Here is a 25,176-nt window from a genome sequence, read left to right as displayed (position 1 = left end):
TTTCAAAGGTAGTTGCTCTAAAGTACAATATTACTCTATTAGTATTGTGCGTATGGTTCTACAGATAACACATACGTATAGAATATACGTCATTTCAACAAAATGTCTTGGTATCCGTTACAGTGAAGTACATTAAACCACTTTTTTTATTTAGCTTTCTATCAGGCCTTCTTGGTTTTGCAGCACTGGTAGGTATTTACTTTTATATCAAACCTGACCTACCAAGTGTTACTGTACTTAAGGATGTACAACTGCAAACCCCTATGCAGATATACACTAAAGATGGAAAACTTATTTCACAATATGGAGTTAAACGGCGGATCCCGGTAAAACTTGAGGAAGTTCCGCAAGAATTAATTGACGCCATACTGGCTACTGAAGATAGTCGCTTCTACGAACATCACGGTATTGACCCTATTGGTATTGTGCGCGCTGCAGTAAGTTTAGTACTTACAGGTGAAAAGCGTCAGGGCGCGAGTACATTAACCATGCAGCTAGCAAGAGGGTTCTTTCTTAGCCGTGAAAAGACCTACGTTCGAAAAATCAAAGAAATTTTCATTGCGCTGCATATGGAGCAAGAGCTTTCCAAGCAGGAAATTCTGGAGCTGTACCTAAATAAAATTGAGTTGGGGCACAGGGCGTTTGGATTTGGTGCTGCTGCTCAGGTGTATTATGGCAAACCGCTAGACGAACTTTCTTTAGCGCAAATTGCCACTATAGCTGGTCTTCCCAAAGCCCCCTCGGTACTTAACCCTGTAAGCGGGCCAGAGCGTTCGGTTGAGCGTCGACGTGTTGTACTTCTTCGAATGTTAGATGAAGAATACATAACTAAAGCTCAGTTCGATGAAGCGGCTAATGCGCCGGTTACAGCTAAGAAACACGGAGCCGAGATAGAAGTTGATGCGCCATATTTAGCAGATACCATTTACAATGAAATGGTAGAAATTTATGGCAAAGAAGAAGCGGAAACGGGCGGTTACCAAGTTTACGCTACCGCAACGTCTGATCTGCAACTTGCGGCACAACGCGCAGTGGTGAGAAACCTTCATGATTACGATGAGCGTCATGGCTATAAAGGCGCCCTTGGTTACTTATGGAATATTCCTAAGCCAGAAGGAAAGGATGACGTCATTCCCCAGCTTTCCTTAAGCTTTGACGTAAGTAATAAAACAACACGAGAAGAGTGGGATAACGAATCAATCATGCGCGTGCTTGAAGAGATTCCTCACATTAAACCTCTTTTGCCATCGGTTGTTACAAAGGTAAATGATCAGTCAATCGATGTGCTTGCCGTTGATGGAAGAACCATTACGGTAGAGTGGGACGGCCTCGATTGGGCTAGGCGCTACATTACGGATTTTAGGCAGGGAAGTGACCCTAAAACCGCATCAGATGTAACCCAAGAAGGCGCAGTAATTTACATTAGGCAGCAAGAAGGGCAGTGGCGTATTTCGCAAATTCCAGAAGTAAGCGGTGCCTTTATTGCGCTTAATCCTCAAAATGGCGCTGTTGAAGCTGTAGTTGGCGGCTATAGCTTTTACCAAAGTCAATTTAATAGGGCGACCCAGGCAAAACGACAGGTGGGTTCGAATATAAAGCCTTTTGTTTATTCAGCAGCAATAGACAGTGGTTACACACTTGCGTCAATTATAAACGATGCGCCTATAAACCAATGGAATGCCGCTACCGGCGTCGCTTGGCGACCGCAAAACTCACCGGCAGAGTACGATGGCCCAATAAGAATGCGCAAAGCCTTGGGCAAATCTAAAAACGTGGTATCGGTACGTTTACTACGTGGTGTTGGTCTAAGAGAAACGGCAGATTATTTAACCCGATTTGGTTTCAATAAAGACGACATTCCATTAGATGAAACCGTATCTCTAGGTTCGAGTTCACACACCCCACTTGAAGTCGTAAGAGGTATGTCGGTCATCGCGAACGGCGGTTACTTAGTAAACCCTCATTTCATTAGCAAAGTACTTGATGAAAACGGCGATGAACTTTGGAAAGCAAACCCTGTGTGGGCATGTAATCGTTGCGAAAACCAAAGCGAGCAAGAAATGCTGCCTGAAGACGAAGAAGCGGATATTGAAGCCTTGCTAGCCGCTGAGTTAAACCAAGATATCTTACTAGGTGACGCCGACCTTGATGAAAACACTGAAAAAGCGATAGCGCCTCAGGTCATTACGGCTCAAAATGCCTTCTTAGTTTCAGAGATGATGCGTACGGCTGTTCGAGCAAATGGAAATTGGAGCAAAAAGACCTATTGGTTAGGCACAGGTTGGCGTGCTCGAAATATTCTGCAGCGCACCGATATTGCTGGTAAAACAGGCACAACGAACGATTCACGAGATACCTGGTTCAGTGGTTTCCATAAAGATTTGGTGGCAACGACCTGGGTTGGGTTTGACAATATGGGCCGTCAACTGGGACGTGCCACACGTAATCAAAATTTGATTAATAAGGACCCTGAGAAGTTCAACTGGATTGGTAACGCTTTGATTGGTATCGAAGATGGCGCGAAAGCGGCGGAGCCTGCATGGATAAGATTTATGCAGCACGCCCTTGAAAATAAACCTCATACGCCTATGCCCGTACCAGAGAATATAGTGCGTGTTCGCATTGATCGTACCAGTGGAAAGTTGACCAGACGTACAGACCATACGACACTATTCGAATATTTCCTGCAAGGTACGGAACCAACCACTTACGTTCGCGATGACGAAGTGTTAGATCCAGCCACGCAGGACAAGACAACTGCGCCAGAGCCAGAAGAAATATTCTAATTATAAAAAAAGCACGCTGTGTGCGTGCTGCTTTAGGCGAAGGCGATGTATTTGCCCTGAACTCATTATCGGAAAACCAATGTCAGAAGATTCACAGCGATATCTTTATATTCCTCATGCCGGCCCATCTTTGCTGGAAACCCCCCTACTGAATAAAGGCAGTGCGTTCACAGCACGTGAGCGTGCGGCCTTTAACTTAACTGGTCTAGTGCCTCCACGGTATGAAACGATTGAAGAGCAGGTTGAGCGTGCTTATATGCAATACAGCAGCTTTGACGAAGCACTAAACAAGCATATTTATCTGCGCGCTATTCAAGATAACAACGAAACCTTGTTTTATCGTCTGATTCAAAAGCACATTGATGAAATGATGCCTATCATCTACACCCCAACTGTAGGTGATGCATGCGAACAGTTTTCTGACATTTATCGCAGTTCACGCGGCTTGTTTGTGTCTTATGAAGAACGTCATCAGCTAGATGACATCGTTCGCAATGCGACAAAGCGCAAAGTGAAAGTGATTGTTGTGACTGACGGTGAGCGCATTCTAGGCTTGGGTGACCAAGGTATAGGTGGTATGGGCATTCCTATCGGAAAGCTATCGCTTTACACCGCTTGCGGGGGAATTAGCCCTGCGTACACTTTACCAGTGATGTTAGATGTAGGAACTAACAACGAAAAACTGCTTAATGACCCTATGTACATGGGCGCGCGTCACCCGCGTATAGGGCAGGAAGAGTACGACGAATTTGTTGATATGTTCATCAATGCGGTGAAGCGACGCTGGCCTGACGTGATGATTCAATTTGAAGATTTTGCACAGCCAAATGCTATGCCGCTATTAAACCGCTATCGCAACGACGTGTGCTGTTTTAACGACGATATTCAAGGCACCGCTGCAGTTACTCTTGGCACTATTCTGGCGGCGTGTAAAACCAAGCAGCAAAAGCTAAGAGACATGAAAGTTGTGTTCGTTGGGGCGGGCTCTGCGGGCTGTGGTATTGCTGAAATGCTAATTCAGCAAATGGTATTTGAAGGCCTTACCGACGAACAAGCGCGTAAGCAAGTGTTTATGATTGACCGTTTTGGTTTGGTAACTGAAGGCATGGAAGGTTTGCGCGACTTTCAACAAAAACTTCAGCAGAAGAATGCCGATTTGGCAGATTGGACATTCAGCGGTGACTACGCCTCTTTGTTAGATGTGATGCACTGCGCGAAACCAGACGTACTTATTGGTGTTTCAGGTCAGCCAGGTCTATTCACTGAGCAAGTTATCCGTGCCATGAAGCAAGGTTGTGAACTGCCGATTATCTTCCCGTTAAGCAACCCTTCTCGCCAGGTTGAAGCGCGTCCAGAGCAAGTAATTGAATGGACCGAAGGTGAGGTGATTATTGCAACCGGGAGCCCGTTTAAGCCTGTTGAGTACAATGGCAATGTCATCCCTATTGCTCAGTGTAATAACTCTTATATTTTCCCTGGTATTGGTCTTGGTGTTGTTGCCTCAAAAGCGAAGTTAATTAGCGATGAAATGCTAATGGCTGCAAGTAATGCTCTGGCGGCAGCGTCGCCATTAGTCAACACCGGTCAAGGTTCATTATTACCACCACTTGCAGCTATCGCGGAAATTAGCCGTGAGATCGCTTTTGAAGTAGGAAAAGTAGCGATGGAGCAGGGGCTAGCCTTGGAAATGTCTGACGACGCACTGCGCGCCAGCATTGAGCGAAACTTCTGGAAAGCTGAATATCGTCCTTATAAGCGGGTAAGTATTTAATCTGCACATAACTTTAAAAAAGCAGGTGAAACCTGCTTTTTTTGTGCCTGTAGACTAGGTTTTCTTTATTACTTCTCTATCATTAGCAGAAATAACCAAACCTAATTCGTTCGCTTTTTATCCATCTCGCGGAGCAATCGTAAACCAATGTAAAATGGTGTTGCCTATGCGCAACATTTCCTTCATTTCTCTGACTCTTTTTACTACCTTGGTGTTATTAAATTATTGATATTTATTGATTAATTTCAATTGGCACGATGATTGATACTCTTCTTATTAGTTACAACAAGGAGCAAGAGGTGTTATTGATGACAAAGTTAAAAAACAAGGCAAGTCCTTTCTGTACGCGACTTATTAAGCGCTCATTCTCTACGTCGTTAGTTATGGCAGCTCTTGCAACAATTTCTGCTTGTGATGCAACTAACGTTGATGTTGTAGCACATGATGAAAAGGCTACGGAAAAAGCTATCGAACCTGCTTCAGAAAGCCCAGTAGATGAACAAAGTGAAATGTTTGTCTATTTGGATGAATCCGACCTAATTGACGCCTACTACAAGGTTAAGTAACCCGAAATCATACGTTTACATGCTATCGATATAGTCACCGTTTCTGCAGTTAAAGCTTATCGGTGGGTATCGATTAGTACCAGTTTGCGGGCAATGGACTGCTCGCCTTTTATTATTGAAGCCGTGCTTTGTGTCTTAACAAAGTGCGGCTTTTTTATGTCAGTAACCGTATATCACCGTTTATTAGTCGACAGTGATGAGCTATAAGTCTTTAAAAGCTGTTCTTAATAGCTATGTATTGCAGTAACTTAACCAATAAAGAAACTATAAGGATTTGCTATGTCGACAGAAAATAACTACACACCGCCAGAAGTTTGGACTCAGGCTGAAGATGATGGTAACAAGTGGGCTAGTATTAACCGTCCTGTGTCTGGCGCTACCCACGAAAAGGATCGTCCGAGTGGCGAACATGGTTTGCAGCTTTATTCGTTAGCCACGCCCAACGGTCAGAAAGTGACTATCATGCTAGAAGAGCTGTTGGCAGCAGGTGTAAGTGAAGCAGAGTACGACGCTTGGCTTATAAATATTGGTGAGGGCGAGCAGTTTTCTTCAGGGTTTGTTGACGTGAACCCTAATAGTAAAATTCCCGCAATGGTCGATACTACAACGGCGCCAGAAACGAAGCTTTTTGAATCAGGTTCAATCTTGGTTTACCTCGCAGAAAAGTTCGGTAAGTTCATTCCCCAAGACGCCCATGCTAAAGCAGAGTGTTTTAACTGGCTGTTCTGGCAGGTAGGCTCGGCGCCTTACTTAGGTGGCGGCTTCGGGCACTTCTATAGCTATGCACCTTACCCAATGGAATATCCTATCAATCGCTTTACTATGGAAACTAAGCGTCAACTAGACGTGCTAGATAAGCACTTAGCAAATAATGAGTTTATGGCGGGAAGTGAATACAGCATTGCAGATATGGCTATATGGCCATGGTACGGCAATTTAGTGCTTGGCAACCTATACGACGCAGCAACGTTTCTTCAAGTACATGAGTACACCAACTTAGTACGATGGGCTAAACAGCTAGAGCAACGAGAAGGCGTCAAACGAGGTCGTATTGTCAACAAAACCTGGGGCGATGACGGCCAGCTAGCAAACCGCCACAGCGCAAAAGATATCGACGACGCCCTCGCCAACACCTAAATAATGGGGTCAGAGTCCGGACTCTGACCCCAATTTTCAAATGAGCTCTGCCACACTCTTTAGATAGGCTTGTTGAAGTGGTGTGAAATCCCACTCATTCAGGGCCTCATTAAATTCAAAGTTGCCCACACGGCCTCGCCAGCGTTCGTTAGGCGCTGCAGACCAGTTTTTCATATACACTAACTTTCCATGCAGGCAATGTAACACTTCAAGTTTTGGTGCTTCTGCCGCACTGTAAGTTACATGCTCAGAGACAATAGCGCCTTCTTCACAGTCTTGGTCAAAAAATACAAAACCCCGGTACCCTCCCTTTTCGGTAATGGTAATGAGTGATGCATATTCTTTACTCTCGGACACTCTTCTCAGCGCCGGCAAATAGCCATCAACTCGCTTAATTTGAAGCCCTTTTGATTTGTTATGCCATTGCCAACCCGAACTGCCCATAAAACTTAGCTCGCTGTTCTTGCTGTTAATACGCCATAGTGTTTCAAAGGTATTCCAAGACGCAACGGCAATGATACACAACATTATAAAACCGGTGATAAATATGAGTGGCTTTGTCATGAGGCAAGCCCCTAGTAGATTGCGGATGCTTATTGTGCCTTTTACGAAAAAAGCACACCGCTAGACTTTCATTGCAAAAAAGTAATTCGTTTTGCTCTATCTTTTTATAGCCTCTATCGAACTAAAATAGTGAGCGTGTCAGCTGAAGAACCCATGGAATTTGCACATTTCACCATTTATTTTAGACGCCAGACAATAGCGATGAGTAGCTTTCGCTCCTTCCAGTCATAAAAACTCGCCGATGCTTACCTTCATCTTACGACGCCCCAGCAGCAAAAACAGATATTCAAAAATATTCACCTAGTAAAGGTGTTTTAGCGTAATTTGAAATCACGATTAGCATTATCTATTTTGTTCACTTTAATTGTTGTTGTGAATCAGCGATTATCTTTTTAAACGAAAAAGGTGATTAGCAAAACATTGTTAATTGCGCATATAGCGCCCAGTTTTAGCGAGACAATTAGTAAAGCTAAAAAGAGGGCGAGAAAAGAACTAGAAGGAATTCGCAATGAGTAAGTGTCCATTTTCAGGTACAGCTATAAACCCTACCACGCTAACGTCTAGCAATGGTGCGCCCGTTGCCAATGACAATCAAAGTCGAACCGTGGGTCCTCGCGGCCCCGTTACTTTTGATAACCACTATTTGTTCGAGAAGCTTGCGCACTTTAACCGCGAGCGAATTCCAGAGCGCGTAGTTCACGCCAGAGGTAGCGCAGCGTATGGTACGTTTACGCTAACTAAAAGTTTGTCTGATTATACTATTGCCGACTTCTTGCAAAAAGAAGGGCAAAAGACCGATGTGTTCTTGCGATTTTCTACGGTAGGTGGTGGTCAAGATTCAAGTGATTACGCGCGTGACCCACGTGGTTTTTCAGTGAAGTTTTACACCGAACAGGGTAATTGGGATATGGTAGGCAATAATACCCCAGTATTCTTTTTGCGAGACGGCATTAAGTTCCCTGACTTTATACACAGCCAGAAAAAGAACCCACGTACTAACTTGCCAGATCCGCAGGCGGTCTATGAGTTTTGGGCGAATAACCCACAGTCATTACACCAATCAACGATTTTGATGTCTGACCGTGGTATTCCGCTTTCCTATCGTCACGTGAATGGCTATAGCTCACATACATTGAGTTTCTGGAATAATGCCGGCGAACGTTTTTGGGTGAAATGGCACTTTAAAACTAACCAAGGTATTAAAACGCTCACTAACGAAGAAGCGGAAAAGATGCCTGCCTATGGCGCTCAGCAAGATCTGGTTGAAAGCATTGATAAAGGCGATTTTCCATCGTGGACCGTGAACGTGCAGGTTATGACTGAAGAGGAAGCACGTAATTATCATATCAATCCGTTTGATCTTACCAAGGTATGGCCACACAGCGACTTCCCATTAATTGAAGTTGGACAGTTGGAGTTAAACCGCAATGTTGATAACTACTTTGCAGAAACTGAGCAAGCAGCGTTCGCGCCGAGCAATTTGGTACCGGGTATTGGTGCGTCGCCAGACAGAATGCTTCAAGCGCGACTAATTGGATATCAAGATGCTCACAGATACCGCATTGGAGCCAACTACAATCAAATACCGGTAAACGCACCACGTTGTCCTGTACACAATTATCAGCGAGATGGCGCTTTTGCAGGGATCAACCCAGCACTAGCGGGAAGTGGAGCCAACTTCTATCCAAACAACCGAGCTCGTATTGGTGAGCCTGCTGAAATGCCAGAGGTGCAAGAACCACCGATGCCACTAGAGCAAGATGCATGGTTAGACATCTATGATAACCGTGATGAAGACAACTACTCTCAGGCAGGTGATCTGTACCGCATTATGAGTGAAGATCAAAAGCAGCAGTTAGTAAACAATATCGCTGATGGTTTAAGCCAAGCGACACAAGATGTGCAAGAAGCGATGTTCGTGCAATACGACTTGGCAGATAGTGATTATGGCGCCCGTGTAAGACAGGCAGTATCTAACAGATAGAGTAAATGGGGTCAGAGTTAATTTTGGAAAAAGTACTCTGACCCCGCTTCGTTACTGGGTAGCGACTAGGGCGTAAACGTGCAAACGGATGGCTTGAAGCGCACGTTCTTTCCAATTGTTCCAAGTAATCCGGTTGCTAATTTCGTGCTGGTTTAAGGTAATGTACCCGTGATTAAGCGCCCACACCTGCATAGCAACATCTTGCTTTTCTTCAACAGACAGGTCTTTTTTGATTAACGCCGCGGTCAGCTTAGTTAGCGTGATAAAGGCTTTTTCACCTGCCTCTATCGCCTCATCTGATGGCGTATAATCTTTCAAATTAGAAGCGAAAATTAACCGATAATGGGCCGCATGGGTTTCTGAAAACGTTAAAATACGCTCACAGCCATTAATCACTTTTTCTGCCGCTGTATTGCCATCGGCTGCCAACATTTCACGCTCTACTAGTTCAAAGCCTTCTATGTAAAGTGCATCTAAAATACCCTGCTTACCTTTGAAATGGCTATAAATACCAATAGTAGACATACCTGCGCCTTCAGCAATGGCACGCACGCTCAGCGCATTTGTACCGCCCTTCAGAAACAGTGCAGAAGCCGCATCTAAGATCTTTTGTCGCGTATCTTTTTTCATTTACACATCATTTACATGTTGCGCAATATAACACCGTTATGTAGAGTGAATTTATAACGCTGTTATATCTCTTGGTTTAACACTTAACCTGCCTGCCCGCAGGTTATTCATAAGGACACTATATATGAAAACTGAGCAATTAACCTGCGATTATTTAATTGTTGGTGCTGGCGCGGTAGGGATGGCATTCGCTGATGTACTGCTTCACGAAACAAACGCTAACATTTTGATTGTAGATAAAAATGCGAAGCCCGGCGGGCATTGGAATTATGCCTACCCCTTCGTTACCCTTCACCAGCCTTCAGCGTTCTATGGCGTATGCTCAAAAGAGCTAAATCGGGGCGTAATCGACAAGTGTGGAATGAATGAAGGCCTAATGGGGTTAGCTTCAGGCCAAGAAGTTAGCGCATATTTCGATGCGGTAATGAACGAGACCTTTTTACCTTCAAACCGTGTGCAGTATTACCCGCTTTGCGAATACAAGGGCAATAAACAATTTATTTCTACGTTAAATGGCAAGCACTATAACGTTACGGTTAACAAGAAAATTGTTGATGCCACTTATCTCAACACTAATATTCCGCTTACTCATACACCTAGCTTTACCCGCGACGACGATGTTGCCTTTACGCCAGTTAATACCGTGGTTCAAAATATTGAAGGCTTTGAAAACTACGTGGTTGTTGGTGGGGGTAAAACGGGTATTGATACCTGCCTATGGCTGCTTGAAAACCATGTGGCACCGCATAATATCCACTGGGTGGTATCGCGAGATGCTTGGTTACTCAACCGTAAAAATACGCAGCCCTTGGATGACTTCTTCTTCGACTCTATTGGGGCACAAGCAAATCAAATGGAAGCCATTGCTGCGTCAACCTCCATTGAAGATATGTTCGACAAATTAGAGGAGCGCGGTGTTCTGTTGCGTTTAGATAAAAACGTAAGACCCAGTATGTTTCACGGTGCAACGGTAAGCGAACTAGAGCTAAAAGCCTTACAAACGCTCCCGTCTATCGTTAGAGAAGGTCGGGTTAAGCATATCAGCCGCGAAGAACTGTGTTTTGAAAGCACAACATGGAAAATGCCAGATAACGCGTTGGTCATTGACTGCTCAGCTTCTGCACTGACTAACCTAGAGATGAAAGCGGTGTTCGATGGCGACACCATCACCCCTCAAACAGTGCGCGCCTATCAACCCGTGTTTAGTGCAGCGCTTATTGCCCACGTAGAGGCGGCCTACAGCGATGAACAACAAAAGCAGATGCTGACACAAGTGGTCCCATTGCCTAATCGTGACGTCGACTGGTTACCCATGACTGCTGCCATGTTGCGAAACATGCAAATTTGGGGTGAAGACACAGCGCTTAAAGATTGGATCTACCATTGTCGGCTGGATGGCTTTTCAAAAGTAGTACACGGCGTGGCAAAAGACGATATGCAAAAAATGCAGGTGTTAGGGCGTTTGAAAGAAGCAGCGGGACCGGCAATGCAAAAGCTGATGACCTACATACACGGCTTAAAAGCGAGTGGGCAACTTTAAGAGGTTATAAATAACGATGAAACAGTTTCAAATAGACAAAACGAACCCAAACCGTTATCGAATAATGCAAACAGAAGCTAGTCATGATAACGCGCAGATAGAGGGAACTGGAAAGGCGAAAAGCCTAGTGATCAAAATTGAAAGGTTCGCGTTTACTGCCAATAACCTGACCTATTATATGGTGGGTGACAAGCTAGGTTATTGGCAGTTTTTTCCACCTTTTAATACCAGTAGCAACGAAAACTGGGGCGTTATTCCAGTATGGGGCGTGGGGCAAGTAATTAGCTCTAATAACGATGCGGTAGAAGCAGGAAGTCGTTTTCTGGGGTACTTCCCACCCGCTGAATATTTGGTTATGAGTAACACTACAGTTAATAGCAGTAACCTTATCGACTGTAGCCCACATCGCTTGACGTTGCCGCAAGGTTATAACGTATATCGCCCACTGCCTGCCCAAAAGAGCGATGCTAACGCTGAAGTAAACACGAAGCAGCACAGCCAAGAAAATTTTCAGATGTTGCTGTGGCCGCTTTATGCAACGTCCTTTTGTTTGTCGGAAGTAATCGAATCCATACCCGCTTCAGCGCAAGAACAGTTATTAGTACTAAGTGCTTCAAGCAAAACCAGTTTAGGGCTTGCCTTTGCGTTAAATGAAGCCGGTATTAGCGCGATAGGCGTCACCTCTGAAAAGCGCATTGCATCACTTGAAGCGTTAAATGTTTACAGCACCGTTATTAGCTATGAACAGCTGGGAATGTTGCAACTAAAAAGCACCGTTGTGGTCGACATGTCAGGTAATGCTCAGGTCAAAGAAGTAATTAAACATAGACTTGGTACGCACTTAACAAGATACATCAACGTAGGGCTTACTCACTGGCAGGACGTTAAGCCCAAAAGCGATGAGGAGTTCTTCTTTGCGCCTGCTCATATACAGCAGCGCATGTCTGAGATTGGGGCTGCTGAGTACCAGAAGTTAAGTAGCGGGTTTGTATCAAAAGCCATTGCGTGGAGCGCCGGTTGGTTGAACGTTGAAGAGCGTGAAGGGCTGAGCGCGCTACAAGATGACTTTAGCCAGCATCAACAAGGTCAGATTCCCTCAGACGAAGGAAGAATTTATACGCTTGTTTAGCGTGGAGCTCCTCACCTTCGTTAAGTTCGAGCGCTTTGATAAAAAGCGCTCGTTCGAAGGTAATATCACACGTATTGATTAAAGTAATCGGTGACTTTAGGCCATAGATGCTGACATTTCCGTGAGAAAAACTTCATGTGGCCTATTTCTTTTACGTTGTTGGCCTGCGGGTCGAGTTCCTCCACCTCAGCTTCCATATTGGGGAAAACGCTAATCATATCGTGGACGTTGTGAATATTAGCAATGTCATCGTCATTGGCGAGTAACCACTTAGAAGGTATCTGAATGGTGTCGTAGTGGTGCTGGTTTACATCACTGCCGAACCCTGTTTTTACGTATCCTTTACCGTTACACCATTTTTGCCATTGGCGCGCCACTTTTTTAGGCAGTGGCTCTCCCATGCCTACCCACTGAGATTTCGTATGGCCGAACAGTAAATTACTCACGGGGATATAGAAATTCATAAAGAAATGCGCTTTTAGCAGATAGCTTTTACGCATGTTTCGTAAGCTACCTGATGAACTGCCAAAGTTACAAAAAGCAGTGAGGTCGTGTACGTTGTGCATCAAACCCAGTAATTGGCCACCTGCGCTATGGCCAACAAGAAAATAGGGTACGTTAGGGAAATGAACCTTTAGTGTCTCTAGCACCGCCGGCATATCTTGTTCCCCCCAGGTTACTAGTGATGCATCGCTTTGTTTAACGCAGCCCTTTACCGACTCGCCAATGCCTCGGTTATCGAACGTGATAACGCCAAACCCTTGCTCACACAAATAAGTAGCAAATGCGCGGTAAAACTGACGTTTGATACCCGTAGCAGGACCAATCATAATGGCTGCTTTAGCAGGCTGCTCGGGGGTGAAAAGAGAGGCAGCAAGTGGCGTGCTATCAACGCAAGTAACAGTGATATCTTTAACACTCGTATTCTTTATTGTGCCGTATTGCTTTATTTTGCTCGACATTGGAGATCTCGAAAACACATCTGGTCTAACCAGTAAACCTTCTGCACCAATAAAATGCAATATCTTGACTATTTATTTTGTTAATAGTTAGTGCTGAGTGATAAGTGACGCGCAAATGCTATTGCTTAGCTGGGATGGTAAGCCATAGCATTCGCGCTAAAACGAGAGATTTCCTACACCGCCAAGGTAAATACTTTAGAATTGCGCTGGAAGTTATATAGCTCTTTCTTTACGGCAGGTAGCGCACTAATGTCTGCAGGTTCAAACCCTTGCTCCAAAAACCAGTGTGCGGTAACTGTGGTCAGTACAAAAATACTGTTAATACCCGCTTCTTTAGCACGGGAGCGCACTTCATCTAAAATCCGTTCGCCACGGTTTTTACCGCGATAATCTTGGTGGGTTGCCACACAAGCTAGCTCGGCACAACCGTCTTCGGGGTATAAATACAAAGCTGCGCAGGCGATGATCATGCCGTCACGCACTATCACGATAAACTGGTTTATTTCGTTTTCTAAACGCTCACGAGAGCGCTTCACTAACACGCCGCTTTCTTCTAACGGTTTTATCAGCTTTAAGATACCGCCTACATCTTCGATGGTGGCTGCACGCAGTTGTTCGTAATGATGTTCCATTACAAGCGAACCCGTACCGTCACGGGTGAACAGCTCTTGAAGCAATGCGCCGTCCTTTTCAAAGCTGATGCAGTGGGCACGGGGAACACCTGCAGCTACGCTGGTGGTAAGAGCGCTTAACACCGTATCTTCGGTGGTAATGTCGCCCGCCATCATCAACTGTTCTAGCTGAGGGCGTTCAATTGTACGAAGTAAACGTCCGTCACGGTTGTATACGCCATCATAGTTTGAAAATACGATAAGTTTGTCAGCTTTAAGGGCTATAGCCGCCTGTGTGGCTACATCTTCGTGAGATAAGTTAAACACTTCTCCTGTTGATGAATAGCCCATAGGAGATAGCAGCACAATTGAGCCGTCGTTTAAATGATCGTTAATGCCGGTCGTATCAATACGACGCACTAATCCCGTGTTTTCGAAATCAACACCGCCTCGTACGCCCATCGGCTTGGCAACGACCAGGTTGCCCGAACACACGCGTATTTGAGAGCCGTGCATAGGTGAGTTGGGAAGCCCCATAGTAAGCAGAGCTTCCACTTGAGAACGCACCGAGCCGGCGGCATCTTTAACGCACTCAAGGGTTTGTTTATCTGTAATGCGTACACCGTTTTCGAAGCGGCCTTCTATACTGCGTAACGCAACTCGCTGGTCTATTTGTGGTCTGGCACCGTGCACCACAACCACACGTACGCCAAGGCTGTTCAATAGAGCGATATCTTGAATAATGTTGGGAAAATTAGGATGTTCGATGGCTTCGCCACCGAACATCAGTACAAAGGTCTTTCCCTGATGAGCATTAATATATGGCAGTGAACTGCGAAACAGTTTTATACCATCTTGCTGCGCTAATACCATCTAAGTAGTTCCTTACCGCTACCCTTGCTTATCCAAATCTTCCAGCTCTTGATACAGTGCTTTAGTGACTGTTTCTTTACTGGTTCCGCCAAGGATATTGCGCTGGTTTACGCCGTATTCCAATTGAAGTACTGGATAAACATCGTCTTCGATTTTATCGCAAATCGCCTGCATGTCGCTTAGCGGTAAATCTTCAATAGCACAGCCTTTGTCGATGGCCTGAAGCACAACGCGCCCTGCAATATCATGGCCTGTTCTAAACGGTACACCTTTACCTACCAAGTAATCGGCAAGCTCGGTTGCGTTAGAAAAGCCTTGAGTTGCCGCAGTACGACAGCGCTCTTCATTAAGCTGCAATGAGTCGAGCACTTCACTAGCAATGCACAAGCAAATGTGCCACTGGTTTACCGTATCGATAGCGCCTTCTTTGTCTTCTTGCATATCTTTGTTGTATGCAAGTGGAAGGCCCTTCATGGTAACTAGCAGGGCCTGCAGTGAGCCAAACACACGGCCGCATTTGCCGCGCATTAACTCTAGTGCATCTGGGTTTTTCTTCTGCGGCATAAGCGATGAACCAGAGGTTACGCTATCGCCTAACTGTAAGAAACCGGCTTCGCCAGAGTTATAGAAAATCATGTCTTCGGCAAGACGAGACAAATGCATCATGCTGGTGCTGGCTACAAATAAAAGCTCTAGCACAAAGTCTCTATCCGACACAGCGTCTAGGCTGTTAAGGCATGGAGAGTCAAAGCCCAGCTCTTCAGCAATGGCATGACGGTCTACAGGGAAAGTAGTGCCTGCTAATGCACCAGAGCCTAACGGGCACTGGTTCATACGGACTTTCAAGTCGTCTAAACGGCTTAAGTCACGCTTTAGCATTTCAACGTAAGCCAAGCACCAGTGTGCAAAGTGAATAGGCTGTGCACGCTGTAAGTGGGTATAACCTGGGATGATCGCTTCTTGATGACGACTTGCGGCATTAAGAAGCGATTTGATCACACCTAAAACATCAGCGCGAAGTGAGGCAATATGTTCACGTACCCACAAGCGAAAGTCGGTGGCTACCTGATCGTTTCGGCTACGCCCGGTATGAAGCTTACGACCAATGTCGCCAAGCTTTTCAATAAGCGCAGCTTCTACAAAGCTGTGAATGTCTTCTTCGCTCGATGCGTTAAAGTCTAATTCTCCAGCATCGGCTTTCGCTTTCAACTCGCTAAGTGCTGCTTCAAGCTGGGCTTGTTCGTCAACGGTCAATACGCCAGCCTTTTGAAGCGCACGAGACCAGCTGATAGAGCCTTGAATATCTTGGCTTGCCATAACTTGGTCAAACGGCAGCGAGTCGTTAACCTGTTTAAACATACTACTTGCACCGGATTCAAACCGGCCACCCCACAACGCCATGCGATGCTCCTTAAATACTGTTTGTTGCCTTTGCTACCTGCGCGTAGCTGCTAAACGCTACGCGCGGTATACCATTAACCTTGATTTTTTAGTGCTTCAATACGACTTGAAAGGCTGAATAGGCGGATAAAGCCCTCAGCGTGTTTCTGGTCGTAAACATCGTCTGCACCAAAGGTAGCAAAGTCTTCAGAGTAAAGGCTGTTGGGCGATTTACGCTGGGTAACAGTAGCTTGCCCTTTATAAAGTTTAACTACTATCTCGCCTGTCACTTTCTTAGCAAAAGACGCTGCGCCAGCAAGCAGTGCATCGTTAAGGGCAGTAAACCAACGGCCATCGTACATAACATGTGAGAACTCAAGGCCAATTTGCTCGCGGTATTTAAGCGCCGCTTTATCTAGCACCATAGTTTCTAGCGCTTTATACGCTTTAAGTAATACAGTGCCTCCTGGCGTTTCATAACAACCACGTGACTTCATGCCTACAAGGCGGTTTTCAACAATGTCGATACGCCCAACACCGTGTGCCGCAGCAACAGTATTAAGTTTAACTAGCGCTTGATAAGGCGATAGTGCTTCACCATCAACATGAGTCAGCTTACCTTCGTCAAAAGACAGGGTAACGCGCTCAGGCGTGTCTGGTGCATCTTCTGGGTCAACCGTCATGGTCCACACTTGCTTGGTAGGCTCTTGCCATGGATCTTCAAGCTCGCCGCCTTCGTGAGAAATGTGCCATGCGTTGGCATCACGGCTGTAAATCTTTGTTGCTGACGCTGTAGTCGCAATATTGCGCTCGGCTAGGTACGCAAGTAAGTCTTCGCGGCTTACCATATCCCACTCACGCCACGGCGCGATAACGGTAAGGTCTGGAGCAAGGGCGGCAAAGGTGCTTTCAAAACGCACCTGGTCGTTACCTTTACCGGTACAGCCGTGACATAGGGCGTCGGCACCTACTTTACGGGCTATCTCAACTTGCGCTTTTGCGATTACCGGGCGCGCCATTGACGTACCAAGTAAATATTCCCCTTCGTAAACCGCACCGGTAGTAATAGTTGGGAAGATATATTCACTTACGAACTCTTCTTTCAAATCAACAATGTGGCATTCGCTTGCGCCAGACGCGATAGCTTTCTCGTGAAGGCCTTCTAGCTCTTCATCACCTTGGCCCACATCTGCTGCAAATGCTACAACTTCACAGCCATAGTTTTCTTTAAGCCATGGAATGATGGCTGATGTATCAAGCCCGCCTGAATAGGCCAGCACGATTTTTTTTACGTTTTGCATCTATTTAATCCTTTTAAGCGTCTTTTTAGGCGCCTGCTTAGGCGTTAAGTAATTGAGTAAGAATGGCGTTTTGGCCATGCATTCTATTTTCGGCTTGCTGCATTAATAGCGACTTATCGCTATCAATTAACGAGCCTGTAATTTCTAAGTCGCGATGGGCAGGCTGGCAGTGCATTACGTAGCTAGCCCCCGTTGCTTCCATCAGCGCTTCATTTACCTGATAAGGCATGAACTTCTCTTTGATCACCTCAAGCGGCGTATCGTCACCCATCGAAAGCCATGTATCTGCATAGATAACGTCTGCGCCGTTAGCGGCACTAAGGTCGGTGCTTTCAACAATCGATACGCCCGTTTTCTCGGCAATTGCTTTGGCCTGCGCCACTATCTCAGGAGCCGCTTCGTGACCTTCTGGTGTTACTACCACTTGGTTGCAACCTAAAAGCGCACCTACAATTAATAGTGAATGGGTCACATTATTGCCATCGCCTACGTATGCCATGGTAAGACCTTCGGTCTTGCCAAAGCGTTCAAACATAGTGAGGTAATCGGCAAGGCCCTGACATGGGTGGTATTTATCGCACAATGCGTTAACTACTGGCACTTTTGCTGCCTTAGCAAAGGTCTCTAGGGTTTGGTGAGAAAACACGCGAGCGACAATCGCGTCAGCCCAGCAGGCTAGGTTAGCTGCGGTATCTACAGCATCTTCTCGACCTGCTAATTTGCCCGACTGTGCATCTAAGTACACCATATGACCGCCAAGCTTATTAATTCCAATATCAAAGCTTACGCGGGTTCGCAAAGACGGTTTTTCAAACAGGGCAACGATTGATTTTCCCGCTAGCACATTGCTGTAACTTGCCGGTGCTTGTTTAATTTCTACAGCCAATTGCAGCAAGTTTTTCATTGCTTCGGGTGTCCAGTCTGCAAAAGTAAGTAGGTCCTGTTTCATTGTACTTCTCCGGCATTGCCTTTTGTTACGTCGGTGTGGTGTAAATCAGCGTTTGTCGACTCTGAGTTTGCCAGCGCTGCGGGCAGAATTTGTGTGCCCGTTTTCTTATTTAAAATATCGTTGATATCAGCTGCCCAGCTTGCGATGTAAACCGCGCGGTCTAGGCTTTCTGCAGACGCAAGTGCCGCATCTACTTTTACTTTCATTCCGTCTGTGATCACGCCTTCATCTGCGTACTTTGAAATACTTGCAGCGTTAAGTTCGCTAATTAGCGCTTTGTCGCCGTCTAGTACACCTTCAACATTAGAAAGTAATAAAAGTTCCGCGTTAAGAAGTTCAGCAATAACCGTGGCTGCTTGATCAGCATTTACATTCAGTAATCTACCTTGGGGGCTTGAACCAATAGAGCTAATTACGGGAAGTGTAGACTGCGCTAGTACGCTTTTTAGGAAAGAAGCATCAGCTGTTGAAGGTACACCTACCGCACCATATTGATCAGCTAGTGGTTCGCATACCACCATATTTCCATCTAGCAGAGATAAACCAACTGGCGTAATACCCGTGGCAAGTGCCGCTGCACAAAGCTGTTTGTTCGCAGAGCCTGCAAGTGCGCCACAGATATAAGGCATGTGCTCATCGGGCGTAACGCGAAGGCCATCAATTTTCGTACTTTGAAGACCTAGGCTTGCCATTAGGGTCTCAACCAACGGGCCGCCACCGTGCACGACCACTACGGGGCGTATGGCTTGAACTTCTTGCACGCTTAAAAATAAGCGTGTCATTGCTGCTGCATCGTCAAGCAATGCACCACCAACTTTAATTACGATAGGTGAAACATTCATAGTACTAGCCCTGTCTCTACTGGCTGTTTCGTCATTATATTAAGGCACTGAATAGCCTGAGAGGCTGCGCCTTTCATTACGTTGTCAATTGCAGCGGTAACCACTGCATACCCAGATGCTTCATCTAGCTTCCAGTGAAGATCAACAAAAGGGGTATGAGCAACGTCGTCAATTTTTGGAAAACTGGTACGCAAACGTACAATAGGTTTATCAGCATAGGCGCCAGTGTACGCTTGTTCAAGCTGCTCGCTGGTGGTACCAGCTTTAACCTTTACGGTGACCGTTGCCAAGATACCTCTTTTGAAGTTTCCAAGGTGCGGCGTGAAGATAACAGGCGTGCCTAGATACGCTTCAATTTCAGGCATATGACGATGACCTAACACGCCGTATGCCTGAAGGCTGACCTCAAAAAAACTGGTGGTTAAACTGGCTTTTCTACCTGCACCCGATACGCCGGAAACGGCATTAATTACAGGGCGTACATTTGCATCAAGCAAGTTATTTTCAGCAAGTGGTTTAAGTGCACTAAGACTCGCAGTGGGGTAGCAACCCGGAACAGCAATTACATCTGCGCTGGCAATCTGTGCTTCGTGCCACTCGGCAAGACCGTAAACGGCTTGAGCTAGACTTTGCTTCTGCGTATGAGGGAAGCCATAAAACTGTTCGAAGACTTGGGTGTCTTTCAGCCTAAACGCACCTGATAAATCAAGCACCTTCGCTTTACCTGAAGATAAAACTGGCATCCAGTCGTGGCTTGCTTCATGAGGCGTTGCCAGAAAAATAAAATCAACATCGTTAGCCATCTCTTTTAGGGCAGCATCTGAGATAGGCGTGAGCGTAGCGTTGACATGGGCCAAGTTGCCGTGAAGCTGCGCGATATTTTTACCCGCATCGCTACTTTTCTCAGATACATAAGTACCCGCTAACTCAAGTTTTGGATGTTGATTAACCAACTGAACAAGTTGTGCACCTGTGTAACCACTGGCACCAATAATTGAAACGCTATACATAATTTAAAAATTCAATAAAAGGAGAAAAAAATCACTTTTTACCTTTGTAAACTGGTTGGGCGAATATCCTTGCCTAACCGCGACCACATTACAAAGGTAAAAAGTGTGCTACTGAATAAGCATAGATGTGCACACGCATCGTCGTGCGCTATGCATGGTGTAGCCAGCCAGGGGAGAGATAAACTCTTTATCGTTGCTAGTGGTTGAACCAACAACGCGAGTTGGTTGTGTCATCATCAATTCCTATAAAGTTACAACCCGAATTTACGGGTTGGATGCTTTAACCGTGGACTAGTGTATCTAATTTGAATGTTTATGCAATAAAAATGTATAAATATTTTATCTTATATTTATGCTGTTTCGTCTGTAAAAAGATACTTAATAATATATTTATAGTTATGACAGTAAGTTGACAACAAGCTCAATAGAACTGAATATTTATATTTGGCACCTAATAAGTAGTAGTTGTACTTATTTATGGCAGCGTTGCTGCTTAATTAGCTATGAATGTAGTCTGTTTTTGCAAAGGAAAACGGGCCCAAATTGTAAAGCGCAAGTAGCGCATGAAATCAGACAGTGATAAGTGATAGGTTGCTATAGGCCTAAGCAGAAGACTGTGAAAATAGGTTATTGGGATTGAACTCGGAAAATAAAATGAGCAAACTTACTTTAGCGCTGGTTGCGCACGATCATAAGAAGCCCGAATTGCTAGCATGGGTTAAACAGCATATTGACGTGCTTAAGCAGTGTAATTTGGTAGGGACAGGAACTACGGGCGGCTTAATTGCTAGCGAAACAGGGTTAGACGTCACACGCTATAAAAGTGGCCCGCTTGGTGGAGACCAGCAAATAGGCGCGTTGATTGCAGAAAACAAGCTAGACGCGCTATTTTTCTTTTGGGACCCTTTAAATCCAGCGCCCCATGACCCCGACGTAAAAGCGCTATTGCGGCTGTGCTCAGTGTGGAACGTACCAGTAGCCTGTACACCAGCCACAGCAGATTTAGTGATCACATCACCGCTCTTCCTATCTCCCGAATACAAGCCAGTTAAACCTAACTTTTAAGGCCTTCGGGCAAACACTATTGCCGCCACGTGCGCTTGTTCAAAGTAGAGGCTTTAATTTAAGCCTCGTTGAACGAATTGGTAAGTAGCGTCCGCGGCCTTATTGGCTATTCCTGCTTTTATATCATTAGTCTCGATAGGCGTTGAGGCCAGTACACTCTCATCCAACGCCTGTGAAGCACTATTTGTGTTGATCTCGTTAAGCGACGATGACACTAGAGCTTGGCCCATTGACCATAGGTTATTTGAAATACTTTGCCCAGTAACGTTTTCAACGGCTAAGTCTACAGCGTTATACATAAGGCCACCTACGCCCCCATATAAAAAGCTACCAGCCAAACTTGCCGCGGCAGCAGTGTGGCTAGAAGTAGTTGCCTCGTAAATATCAGAAACTATAGGCAGGTGGTTTGCAATATTTAAGACATCAAAGCCATCTTTAAGGTTAAGCCCGTCATCACCAAATGCGTTTGTGTATAGGGTGTGGAATAAAGTTGGGCTGGCTTCATTTTGATTAATACTAGTATTGTTAATGTCAGAAGTTGCGCTGGTAGTAGCAGTATTAGTGGTGTCGCTATTGGAGGATAACGCTTGAAATATATTGTTTTGCAATGCAGTTAATAGCGTACCTTGCATAGCGACTATAGCATCATCTGAAAGTGCATTGCTCATGTTTGTCAGTGGTGAGAGAGCATCTTCTGCAAGACTTGCAGCACTGATAGCCTCTTCTTTATCTGCAATAGTATCCGCACTGATATCCGCAACAATATCCGATGTACCCACTGGTTCATTCGTCTGGCTCTGTTGGTCAAGTAATAATGAGAAAATAGACGGCAAAGACTCGCCGCTTTTTGCCGCTTCATTATCTGACGTTGTTGAAGAATTTGTCGAATCCGTAGCTTTACTGTCATTGAAACCTGACGCTAAATCAAGTTTTGATAACAGTGCATTGAAGCCAGTTCCAACAGAGCTGGTGGTTGTGTTTTCTAAGGCCATAACATCCCCTTACCCGCAGGCATATAGTTGATTTGTAAAGGTTTTGCAAATAGAGAAAGTGAACGAGATTTCTTCTGATTTGTTCGTTTAAACTTGCTCCTGTCAGGTCATGGATGGCACTTAAATTACACACTGCATAAAAAATAATACTGAGCAATGTCATGAAAGTTCGATGCCATATACACACACTTATCGCAATCTTTACACTTGGGGGTTGCGCCCAAACAATTACTGAAGAAGAGCAGGTGGTTCAAAATAGCCCTACTAACCCCAATGTGTCGCAACGGGCAGTTAGCCAAATAGAAGACGAACCGAAACCTGGTCATCCGCGCTATTCACCACCCAGAGCGCAGCCCACACCCACTTTACATGTGCCTACCGGGTCTTTATTTAACCCTGAGCAATCAATAGGGCTATATGAGCGTCATGCGAACTTTAAAGTGGGAGATATGATATTGGTTAAGCTCGATGAGCAGACCCAATCAGAGAAGTCTCTTGATTTTAATACCGACAAAAATACTTCGTTCGATTTGGCGCCCGTCACATTGAAACTAGGTGGTATTCGTGTTGAAGGCGATGATGTTGAAGTAGAGCATAAGCAAGACAGCGAATTTGCTAGCTCAGCTCAAACCAAACAATCAAATTCAATGAGTGGCAGCATTACTGTATACGTAACCGGTATAACCCCTGCTGGAAATTTACTTGTTACCGGAGAAAAGTGGATAACCATGAACAGGGGAAAAGAATACATTCGTTTTTCCGGAGAAGTACGTAAAAAGGACGTTGATGAAAGCAATACCGTGTTGTCATCTAAAGTCGGTAACGCATTAATTGAATACAGCGGTACAGGTGATCTACAGGAAAATCAGCAGCCTACGGTAATCGGTAAACTGTTTTCAATTTTTGGTTAGTGACGAGAATTACATGTACAAGAGCCGATTACGTAAAACGCTTACTGGGTTAGTTTTATTCTCTTCATTCATCGTGATTAAGCAGCCTTGCGCTCAATGGGTACAAGGCGAATCTACTGTAGCCCTCGCAGGGGCAGAGTTAAGCGACATAAGAACCAGTGCCATACAAAACGCTATCGCAGATGCGGCTTTTCATAGTGGCAGCACGATATCAGCGCAAGATATTATGGTAAATGGTTTACTGCTTTCTAGTAAGGCAGAAATTCGCTCTCAGGGAAGAATACAGCGTGTAGAAATTATAAGTGAAACACTTAAAGACGACATGCTTACTGTAGTGGTGAACGTTAATATTACGCCTCTGTTTAACTGTACTAATAATGGATTAGCCCATCGGATACTAGTAACAGAGTTTTCTTTAACTTCACCGCAGCAAGCCGCTACCGGTATGCTTTATTCGTTTGGTAGTCATGTATCTCAACGTTTTACACAGCAGCTCAATGGGCTTTATAACGGCAATAGTGTTAGCCAGATTCCCGTTTCCCTCATTAACGTAAATACTTGGCTAACGTCTAGTCTCTCTGATGTCGATTTGACGGCGATGTCCACGTACCTTCGAAATGAGTATGGTCAGCAATTTGTGGTATTTGGGTTTGTTAAAGACATTTCGCTTTTTGAACAAGTGTCACAAGCAACGTCGATATTTGAAAGCGATAGTACAGCACTTCGCAGAAACTTTACTGTTCAGGTTTACGTACTCGATACGTTTAAAGCAAAAGTTATTTTCAACGATAGCTATCACAGTGAAGCGGACTGGCCGTTCTCTCAACACGATTCTGTAGATAGTAACAATAGCATTTTGTGGCGAAGTGATTTTGGTCGAATGGTGCTAAACACTATACACGCTGCCATTACCGATATTCATGCGGCATTACAGTGCGAAACAACCTATGCGCAAGTTATAGATATATCGCCGGACTATATTGCAATCGACCTAGGTAAAAATAGCGGTTTGACGGCAGGAGATAAGTTTTCACTCGTAAAGCAACGCGCGTTACCCACCCTAGGTTTATCAAGAAAATCCGGTTTATTTTCGAGTAATACCCTTACTTTAGAAGTATTTGAAGTGGCTGACGAGGTTAGCTTGCTTAAGGCTGAGCGAGGTAGTGATAGCGTACATCTTGGTGATTTTGTGACGCCACTGACCTTATCCGTAACACAAAAGTTGTCTGAGGCTCAGCCATAAAAAAGGCTGGCCGAAGCCAGCACTTTTTACGGTGGGTAAGGTGGGTAAAAAGGGTAAAAAAGGCTAAACGTTAAAGCTTAAATAGCTCGTGTAGCTTACGTTCTTCTTCGCGCAGAGCTGCTAGCTGCGCTTGCTGCTCTGATGTTAGGACTTGAAACATGGCCTGATGCTGTCTAGCTTTTTCCACGCCGGCATTAACAAGGCTATCTTTGTATTGAGCGATAAGCGCGTCCCAAGCGTCTTCAGAGAAAGACTGGCTTCGAATTAAATCTTGCTGGGCGTCTTTAAAATTGCGTAGCGTCTCTCTATTTGTTTTCGATGTCTCTTTGAACGACTCGCGAAGCTCAGCAAGGCTTTCTATTTGTGCGTCGGTTAATTCAATGCCTTCGAACAAAAACTCCCTAGGCTTGGGTTTAGGACCTTGACCCTCACCATCCATTCGTTTGGCAAAGCGTGCTTCTTGTTTTTTGAAAGCATCATGATGTTTCTGTCTATCTACTTCTCTTTTAGCGTCTCGAGCTAACAGAATTGCTTGCTGTTCTTCATTCAGCACCTTGTAGATGTCGTGGCGCAGTTGAGCAAAAGCAAAATGCTTTGCTTCGCGCTCTTCAATCTGGGTTTGGATAAAAGCGCTGAACTGGGCATCAGTGGCGGTAGCAAAATCTAAGTTAGGTTTTTGAATATCACCAAATTCAGGTCGAGGGTTAGCGTCTTTAAATGCGCTTACGAGTGTTTTTATTTCTTCGCGCTGCGCGTCACTTAAGCTGATGCCGCGAAGATGTTTAACAATTTCTTTTACCGGTTCGTGGTGACGCATTCCAGGCCCGGCAGGATGCGCAAGTGCGAGGCCACCTAAGCCAATTGCTGCTACTGTTACACTAGCAATTAATAACTTTTTCATTGTCGTCTCCTTTTTTTCGGACACGCTAA

Annotated in this window: 22 protein-coding genes; 10 read left to right on the top strand and 12 right to left on the bottom strand. The window is 45.1% G+C overall.

Annotation, left to right across the window (positions count from 1 at the left end; translation table 11 throughout):
* The first annotated feature begins 122 nt into the window (after window positions 1-122).
* The 4 genes from ACYX4N_RS18980 (at window position 123) to yghU (ending at window position 6,260) form a co-directional block, all read left to right on the top strand.
* The gene (locus tag ACYX4N_RS18980) at window positions 123-2,786 is read left to right on the top strand and encodes a penicillin-binding protein 1A (RefSeq protein ID WP_476055147.1); all 2,664 of its coding nucleotides are present in this window, start codon (window positions 123-125) and stop codon (window positions 2,784-2,786) included.
* A gap of 79 nt (window positions 2,787-2,865) precedes the next feature.
* On the top strand, window positions 2,866-4,557 hold the full coding sequence (locus ACYX4N_RS18975) for an NAD-dependent malic enzyme (protein WP_474809073.1): 1,692 nt from the start codon (window positions 2,866-2,868) through the stop codon (window positions 4,555-4,557).
* A gap of 308 nt (window positions 4,558-4,865) precedes the next feature.
* Entirely contained in the window at window positions 4,866-5,123 is a 258-nt protein-coding gene (locus ACYX4N_RS18970; protein WP_476055146.1) for a hypothetical protein, read from the top strand.
* 279 nt (window positions 5,124-5,402) lie between these two features.
* Window positions 5,403-6,260 (top strand): glutathione-dependent disulfide-bond oxidoreductase, encoded by an 858-nt coding sequence (gene yghU, locus ACYX4N_RS18965; protein WP_476055145.1) that lies wholly within the window; start codon window positions 5,403-5,405, stop codon window positions 6,258-6,260.
* 36 nt (window positions 6,261-6,296) lie between these two features.
* Here the strand turns inward: yghU and ACYX4N_RS18960 are convergent, their stop codons facing one another.
* Window positions 6,297-6,824, bottom strand: coding sequence for a hypothetical protein (locus ACYX4N_RS18960; protein ID WP_476055144.1), 528 nt, complete (start codon window positions 6,822-6,824; stop codon window positions 6,297-6,299).
* Between the two features lie 508 nt (window positions 6,825-7,332).
* Between ACYX4N_RS18960 and ACYX4N_RS18955 the strand changes: the two genes are divergently transcribed.
* Complete coding sequence (locus ACYX4N_RS18955; protein WP_476055143.1) at window positions 7,333-8,808, top strand: catalase; 1,476 nt, start codon at window positions 7,333-7,335, stop codon at window positions 8,806-8,808.
* Window positions 8,809-8,859: 51 nt separating this feature from the next.
* Here the strand turns inward: ACYX4N_RS18955 and ACYX4N_RS18950 are convergent, their stop codons facing one another.
* Window positions 8,860-9,438 carry a TetR/AcrR family transcriptional regulator gene (locus ACYX4N_RS18950; protein WP_476055142.1) on the bottom strand — a complete coding sequence of 193 codons (579 nt, stop codon included), beginning with the start codon at window positions 9,436-9,438 and terminating at the stop codon, window positions 8,860-8,862.
* A 124-nt stretch (window positions 9,439-9,562) separates the two neighbouring features.
* Between ACYX4N_RS18950 and ACYX4N_RS18945 the strand changes: the two genes are divergently transcribed.
* Window positions 9,563-10,978: an NAD(P)-binding protein gene (locus ACYX4N_RS18945; protein ID WP_476055141.1), complete on the top strand. Its 1,416-nt coding sequence runs from the start codon at window positions 9,563-9,565 to the stop codon at window positions 10,976-10,978.
* 16 nt (window positions 10,979-10,994) lie between these two features.
* On the top strand, window positions 10,995-12,107 hold the full coding sequence (locus tag ACYX4N_RS18940) for a DUF2855 family protein (RefSeq protein WP_476055139.1): 1,113 nt from the start codon (window positions 10,995-10,997) through the stop codon (window positions 12,105-12,107).
* Window positions 12,108-12,172: 65 nt separating this feature from the next.
* Here ACYX4N_RS18940 and ACYX4N_RS18935 read toward each other — a convergent pair whose 3' ends face one another.
* The 8 genes from ACYX4N_RS18935 to ACYX4N_RS18900 form a co-directional block, all read right to left on the bottom strand.
* Window positions 12,173-13,069: an alpha/beta hydrolase family protein gene (locus ACYX4N_RS18935; RefSeq protein WP_476055138.1), complete on the bottom strand. Its 897-nt coding sequence runs from the start codon at window positions 13,067-13,069 to the stop codon at window positions 12,173-12,175.
* A gap of 173 nt (window positions 13,070-13,242) precedes the next feature.
* Entirely contained in the window at window positions 13,243-14,553 is a 1,311-nt protein-coding gene (argA, locus tag ACYX4N_RS18930) for an amino-acid N-acetyltransferase (protein ID WP_476055137.1), read from the bottom strand.
* 18 nt (window positions 14,554-14,571) lie between these two features.
* A complete protein-coding gene (gene argH, locus ACYX4N_RS18925; RefSeq protein ID WP_476055136.1) occupies window positions 14,572-15,954 on the bottom strand; it encodes an argininosuccinate lyase in 1,383 nt (460 codons plus the stop codon).
* A 74-nt stretch (window positions 15,955-16,028) separates the two neighbouring features.
* Complete coding sequence (locus ACYX4N_RS18920; RefSeq protein ID WP_334050339.1) at window positions 16,029-17,234, bottom strand: argininosuccinate synthase; 1,206 nt, start codon at window positions 17,232-17,234, stop codon at window positions 16,029-16,031.
* A gap of 37 nt (window positions 17,235-17,271) precedes the next feature.
* On the bottom strand, window positions 17,272-18,183 hold the full coding sequence (locus ACYX4N_RS18915) for an ornithine carbamoyltransferase (protein ID WP_476055135.1): 912 nt from the start codon (window positions 18,181-18,183) through the stop codon (window positions 17,272-17,274).
* Window positions 18,180-19,025 carry an acetylglutamate kinase gene (gene argB / locus ACYX4N_RS18910; RefSeq protein ID WP_476055134.1) on the bottom strand — a complete coding sequence of 282 codons (846 nt, stop codon included), beginning with the start codon at window positions 19,023-19,025 and terminating at the stop codon, window positions 18,180-18,182. Before argB ends, ACYX4N_RS18915 begins: the two co-directional genes overlap by 4 nt.
* Window positions 19,022-20,035 carry an N-acetyl-gamma-glutamyl-phosphate reductase gene (gene argC, locus ACYX4N_RS18905; protein WP_476055133.1) on the bottom strand — a complete coding sequence of 338 codons (1,014 nt, stop codon included), beginning with the start codon at window positions 20,033-20,035 and terminating at the stop codon, window positions 19,022-19,024. Before argC ends, argB begins: the two co-directional genes overlap by 4 nt.
* Window positions 20,036-20,143: 108 nt before the next feature.
* A complete protein-coding gene (locus ACYX4N_RS18900) occupies window positions 20,144-20,272 on the bottom strand; it encodes a hypothetical protein (protein ID WP_476055132.1) in 129 nt (42 codons plus the stop codon).
* 417 nt (window positions 20,273-20,689) lie between these two features.
* Between ACYX4N_RS18900 and ACYX4N_RS18895 the strand changes: the two genes are divergently transcribed.
* Window positions 20,690-21,100 (top strand): methylglyoxal synthase, encoded by a 411-nt coding sequence (locus ACYX4N_RS18895; protein ID WP_461853264.1) that lies wholly within the window; start codon window positions 20,690-20,692, stop codon window positions 21,098-21,100.
* Window positions 21,101-21,153: 53 nt separating this feature from the next.
* On the opposite strand, the gene ACYX4N_RS18890 is transcribed toward ACYX4N_RS18895, so the two are convergent.
* The gene (locus ACYX4N_RS18890) at window positions 21,154-22,092 is read right to left on the bottom strand and encodes a hypothetical protein (RefSeq protein WP_476055131.1); all 939 of its coding nucleotides are present in this window, start codon (window positions 22,090-22,092) and stop codon (window positions 21,154-21,156) included.
* Between the two features lie 161 nt (window positions 22,093-22,253).
* On the opposite strand from ACYX4N_RS18890, the gene ACYX4N_RS18885 reads away from it, so the two are divergent.
* A complete protein-coding gene (locus tag ACYX4N_RS18885) occupies window positions 22,254-23,003 on the top strand; it encodes a flagellar basal body L-ring protein FlgH (protein WP_476055130.1) in 750 nt (249 codons plus the stop codon).
* Window positions 23,004-23,016: 13 nt separating this feature from the next.
* Window positions 23,017-24,246, top strand: coding sequence for a flagellar assembly protein T N-terminal domain-containing protein (locus ACYX4N_RS18880; RefSeq protein ID WP_476055129.1), 1,230 nt, complete (start codon window positions 23,017-23,019; stop codon window positions 24,244-24,246).
* 70 nt (window positions 24,247-24,316) lie between these two features.
* Here the strand turns inward: ACYX4N_RS18880 and ACYX4N_RS18875 are convergent, their stop codons facing one another.
* Window positions 24,317-25,147 carry a Spy/CpxP family protein refolding chaperone gene (locus ACYX4N_RS18875; RefSeq protein ID WP_476055128.1) on the bottom strand — a complete coding sequence of 277 codons (831 nt, stop codon included), beginning with the start codon at window positions 25,145-25,147 and terminating at the stop codon, window positions 24,317-24,319.
* Window positions 25,148-25,176 lie beyond the last annotated feature (29 nt).

The organism is Alteromonas sp. ABH4_452 (assembly GCF_056311825.1).
Note: the sequence above shows the minus strand (reverse complement) of the source record. Positions and strands in the feature narration are given on the sequence as shown.

Excerpts from the sequence above, each read along its gene's own strand:
- ACYX4N_RS18975 (WP_474809073.1), top strand. The coding sequence starts at position 2,866 with ATGTCAGAAGATTCACAGCGATATCTTTATATTCCTCATGCCGGCCCA.
- ACYX4N_RS18970 (WP_476055146.1), top strand. The coding sequence starts at position 4,866 with ATGACAAAGTTAAAAAACAAGGCAAGTCCTTTCTGTACGCGACTTATT.
- yghU (WP_476055145.1), top strand. The coding sequence starts at position 5,403 with ATGTCGACAGAAAATAACTACACACCGCCAGAAGTTTGGACTCAGGCT.
- ACYX4N_RS18960 (WP_476055144.1), bottom strand. The coding sequence starts at position 6,824 with ATGACAAAGCCACTCATATTTATCACCGGTTTTATAATGTTGTGTATC.
- ACYX4N_RS18955 (WP_476055143.1), top strand. The coding sequence starts at position 7,333 with ATGAGTAAGTGTCCATTTTCAGGTACAGCTATAAACCCTACCACGCTA.
- ACYX4N_RS18950 (WP_476055142.1), bottom strand. The coding sequence starts at position 9,438 with ATGAAAAAAGATACGCGACAAAAGATCTTAGATGCGGCTTCTGCACTG.
- ACYX4N_RS18945 (WP_476055141.1), top strand. The coding sequence starts at position 9,563 with ATGAAAACTGAGCAATTAACCTGCGATTATTTAATTGTTGGTGCTGGC.
- ACYX4N_RS18940 (WP_476055139.1), top strand. The coding sequence starts at position 10,995 with ATGAAACAGTTTCAAATAGACAAAACGAACCCAAACCGTTATCGAATA.
- ACYX4N_RS18935 (WP_476055138.1), bottom strand. The coding sequence starts at position 13,069 with ATGTCGAGCAAAATAAAGCAATACGGCACAATAAAGAATACGAGTGTT.
- argA (WP_476055137.1), bottom strand. The coding sequence starts at position 14,553 with ATGGTATTAGCGCAGCAAGATGGTATAAAACTGTTTCGCAGTTCACTG.
- argH (WP_476055136.1), bottom strand. The coding sequence starts at position 15,954 with ATGGCGTTGTGGGGTGGCCGGTTTGAATCCGGTGCAAGTAGTATGTTT.
- ACYX4N_RS18920 (WP_334050339.1), bottom strand. The coding sequence starts at position 17,234 with ATGCAAAACGTAAAAAAAATCGTGCTGGCCTATTCAGGCGGGCTTGAT.
- ACYX4N_RS18915 (WP_476055135.1), bottom strand. The coding sequence starts at position 18,183 with ATGAAACAGGACCTACTTACTTTTGCAGACTGGACACCCGAAGCAATG.
- argB (WP_476055134.1), bottom strand. The coding sequence starts at position 19,025 with ATGAATGTTTCACCTATCGTAATTAAAGTTGGTGGTGCATTGCTTGAC.
- argC (WP_476055133.1), bottom strand. The coding sequence starts at position 20,035 with ATGTATAGCGTTTCAATTATTGGTGCCAGTGGTTACACAGGTGCACAA.
- ACYX4N_RS18900 (WP_476055132.1), bottom strand. The coding sequence starts at position 20,272 with ATGATGACACAACCAACTCGCGTTGTTGGTTCAACCACTAGCAACGAT.
- ACYX4N_RS18895 (WP_461853264.1), top strand. The coding sequence starts at position 20,690 with ATGAGCAAACTTACTTTAGCGCTGGTTGCGCACGATCATAAGAAGCCC.
- ACYX4N_RS18890 (WP_476055131.1), bottom strand. The coding sequence starts at position 22,092 with ATGGCCTTAGAAAACACAACCACCAGCTCTGTTGGAACTGGCTTCAAT.
- ACYX4N_RS18885 (WP_476055130.1), top strand. The coding sequence starts at position 22,254 with ATGAAAGTTCGATGCCATATACACACACTTATCGCAATCTTTACACTT.
- ACYX4N_RS18880 (WP_476055129.1), top strand. The coding sequence starts at position 23,017 with ATGTACAAGAGCCGATTACGTAAAACGCTTACTGGGTTAGTTTTATTC.
- ACYX4N_RS18875 (WP_476055128.1), bottom strand. The coding sequence starts at position 25,147 with ATGAAAAAGTTATTAATTGCTAGTGTAACAGTAGCAGCAATTGGCTTA.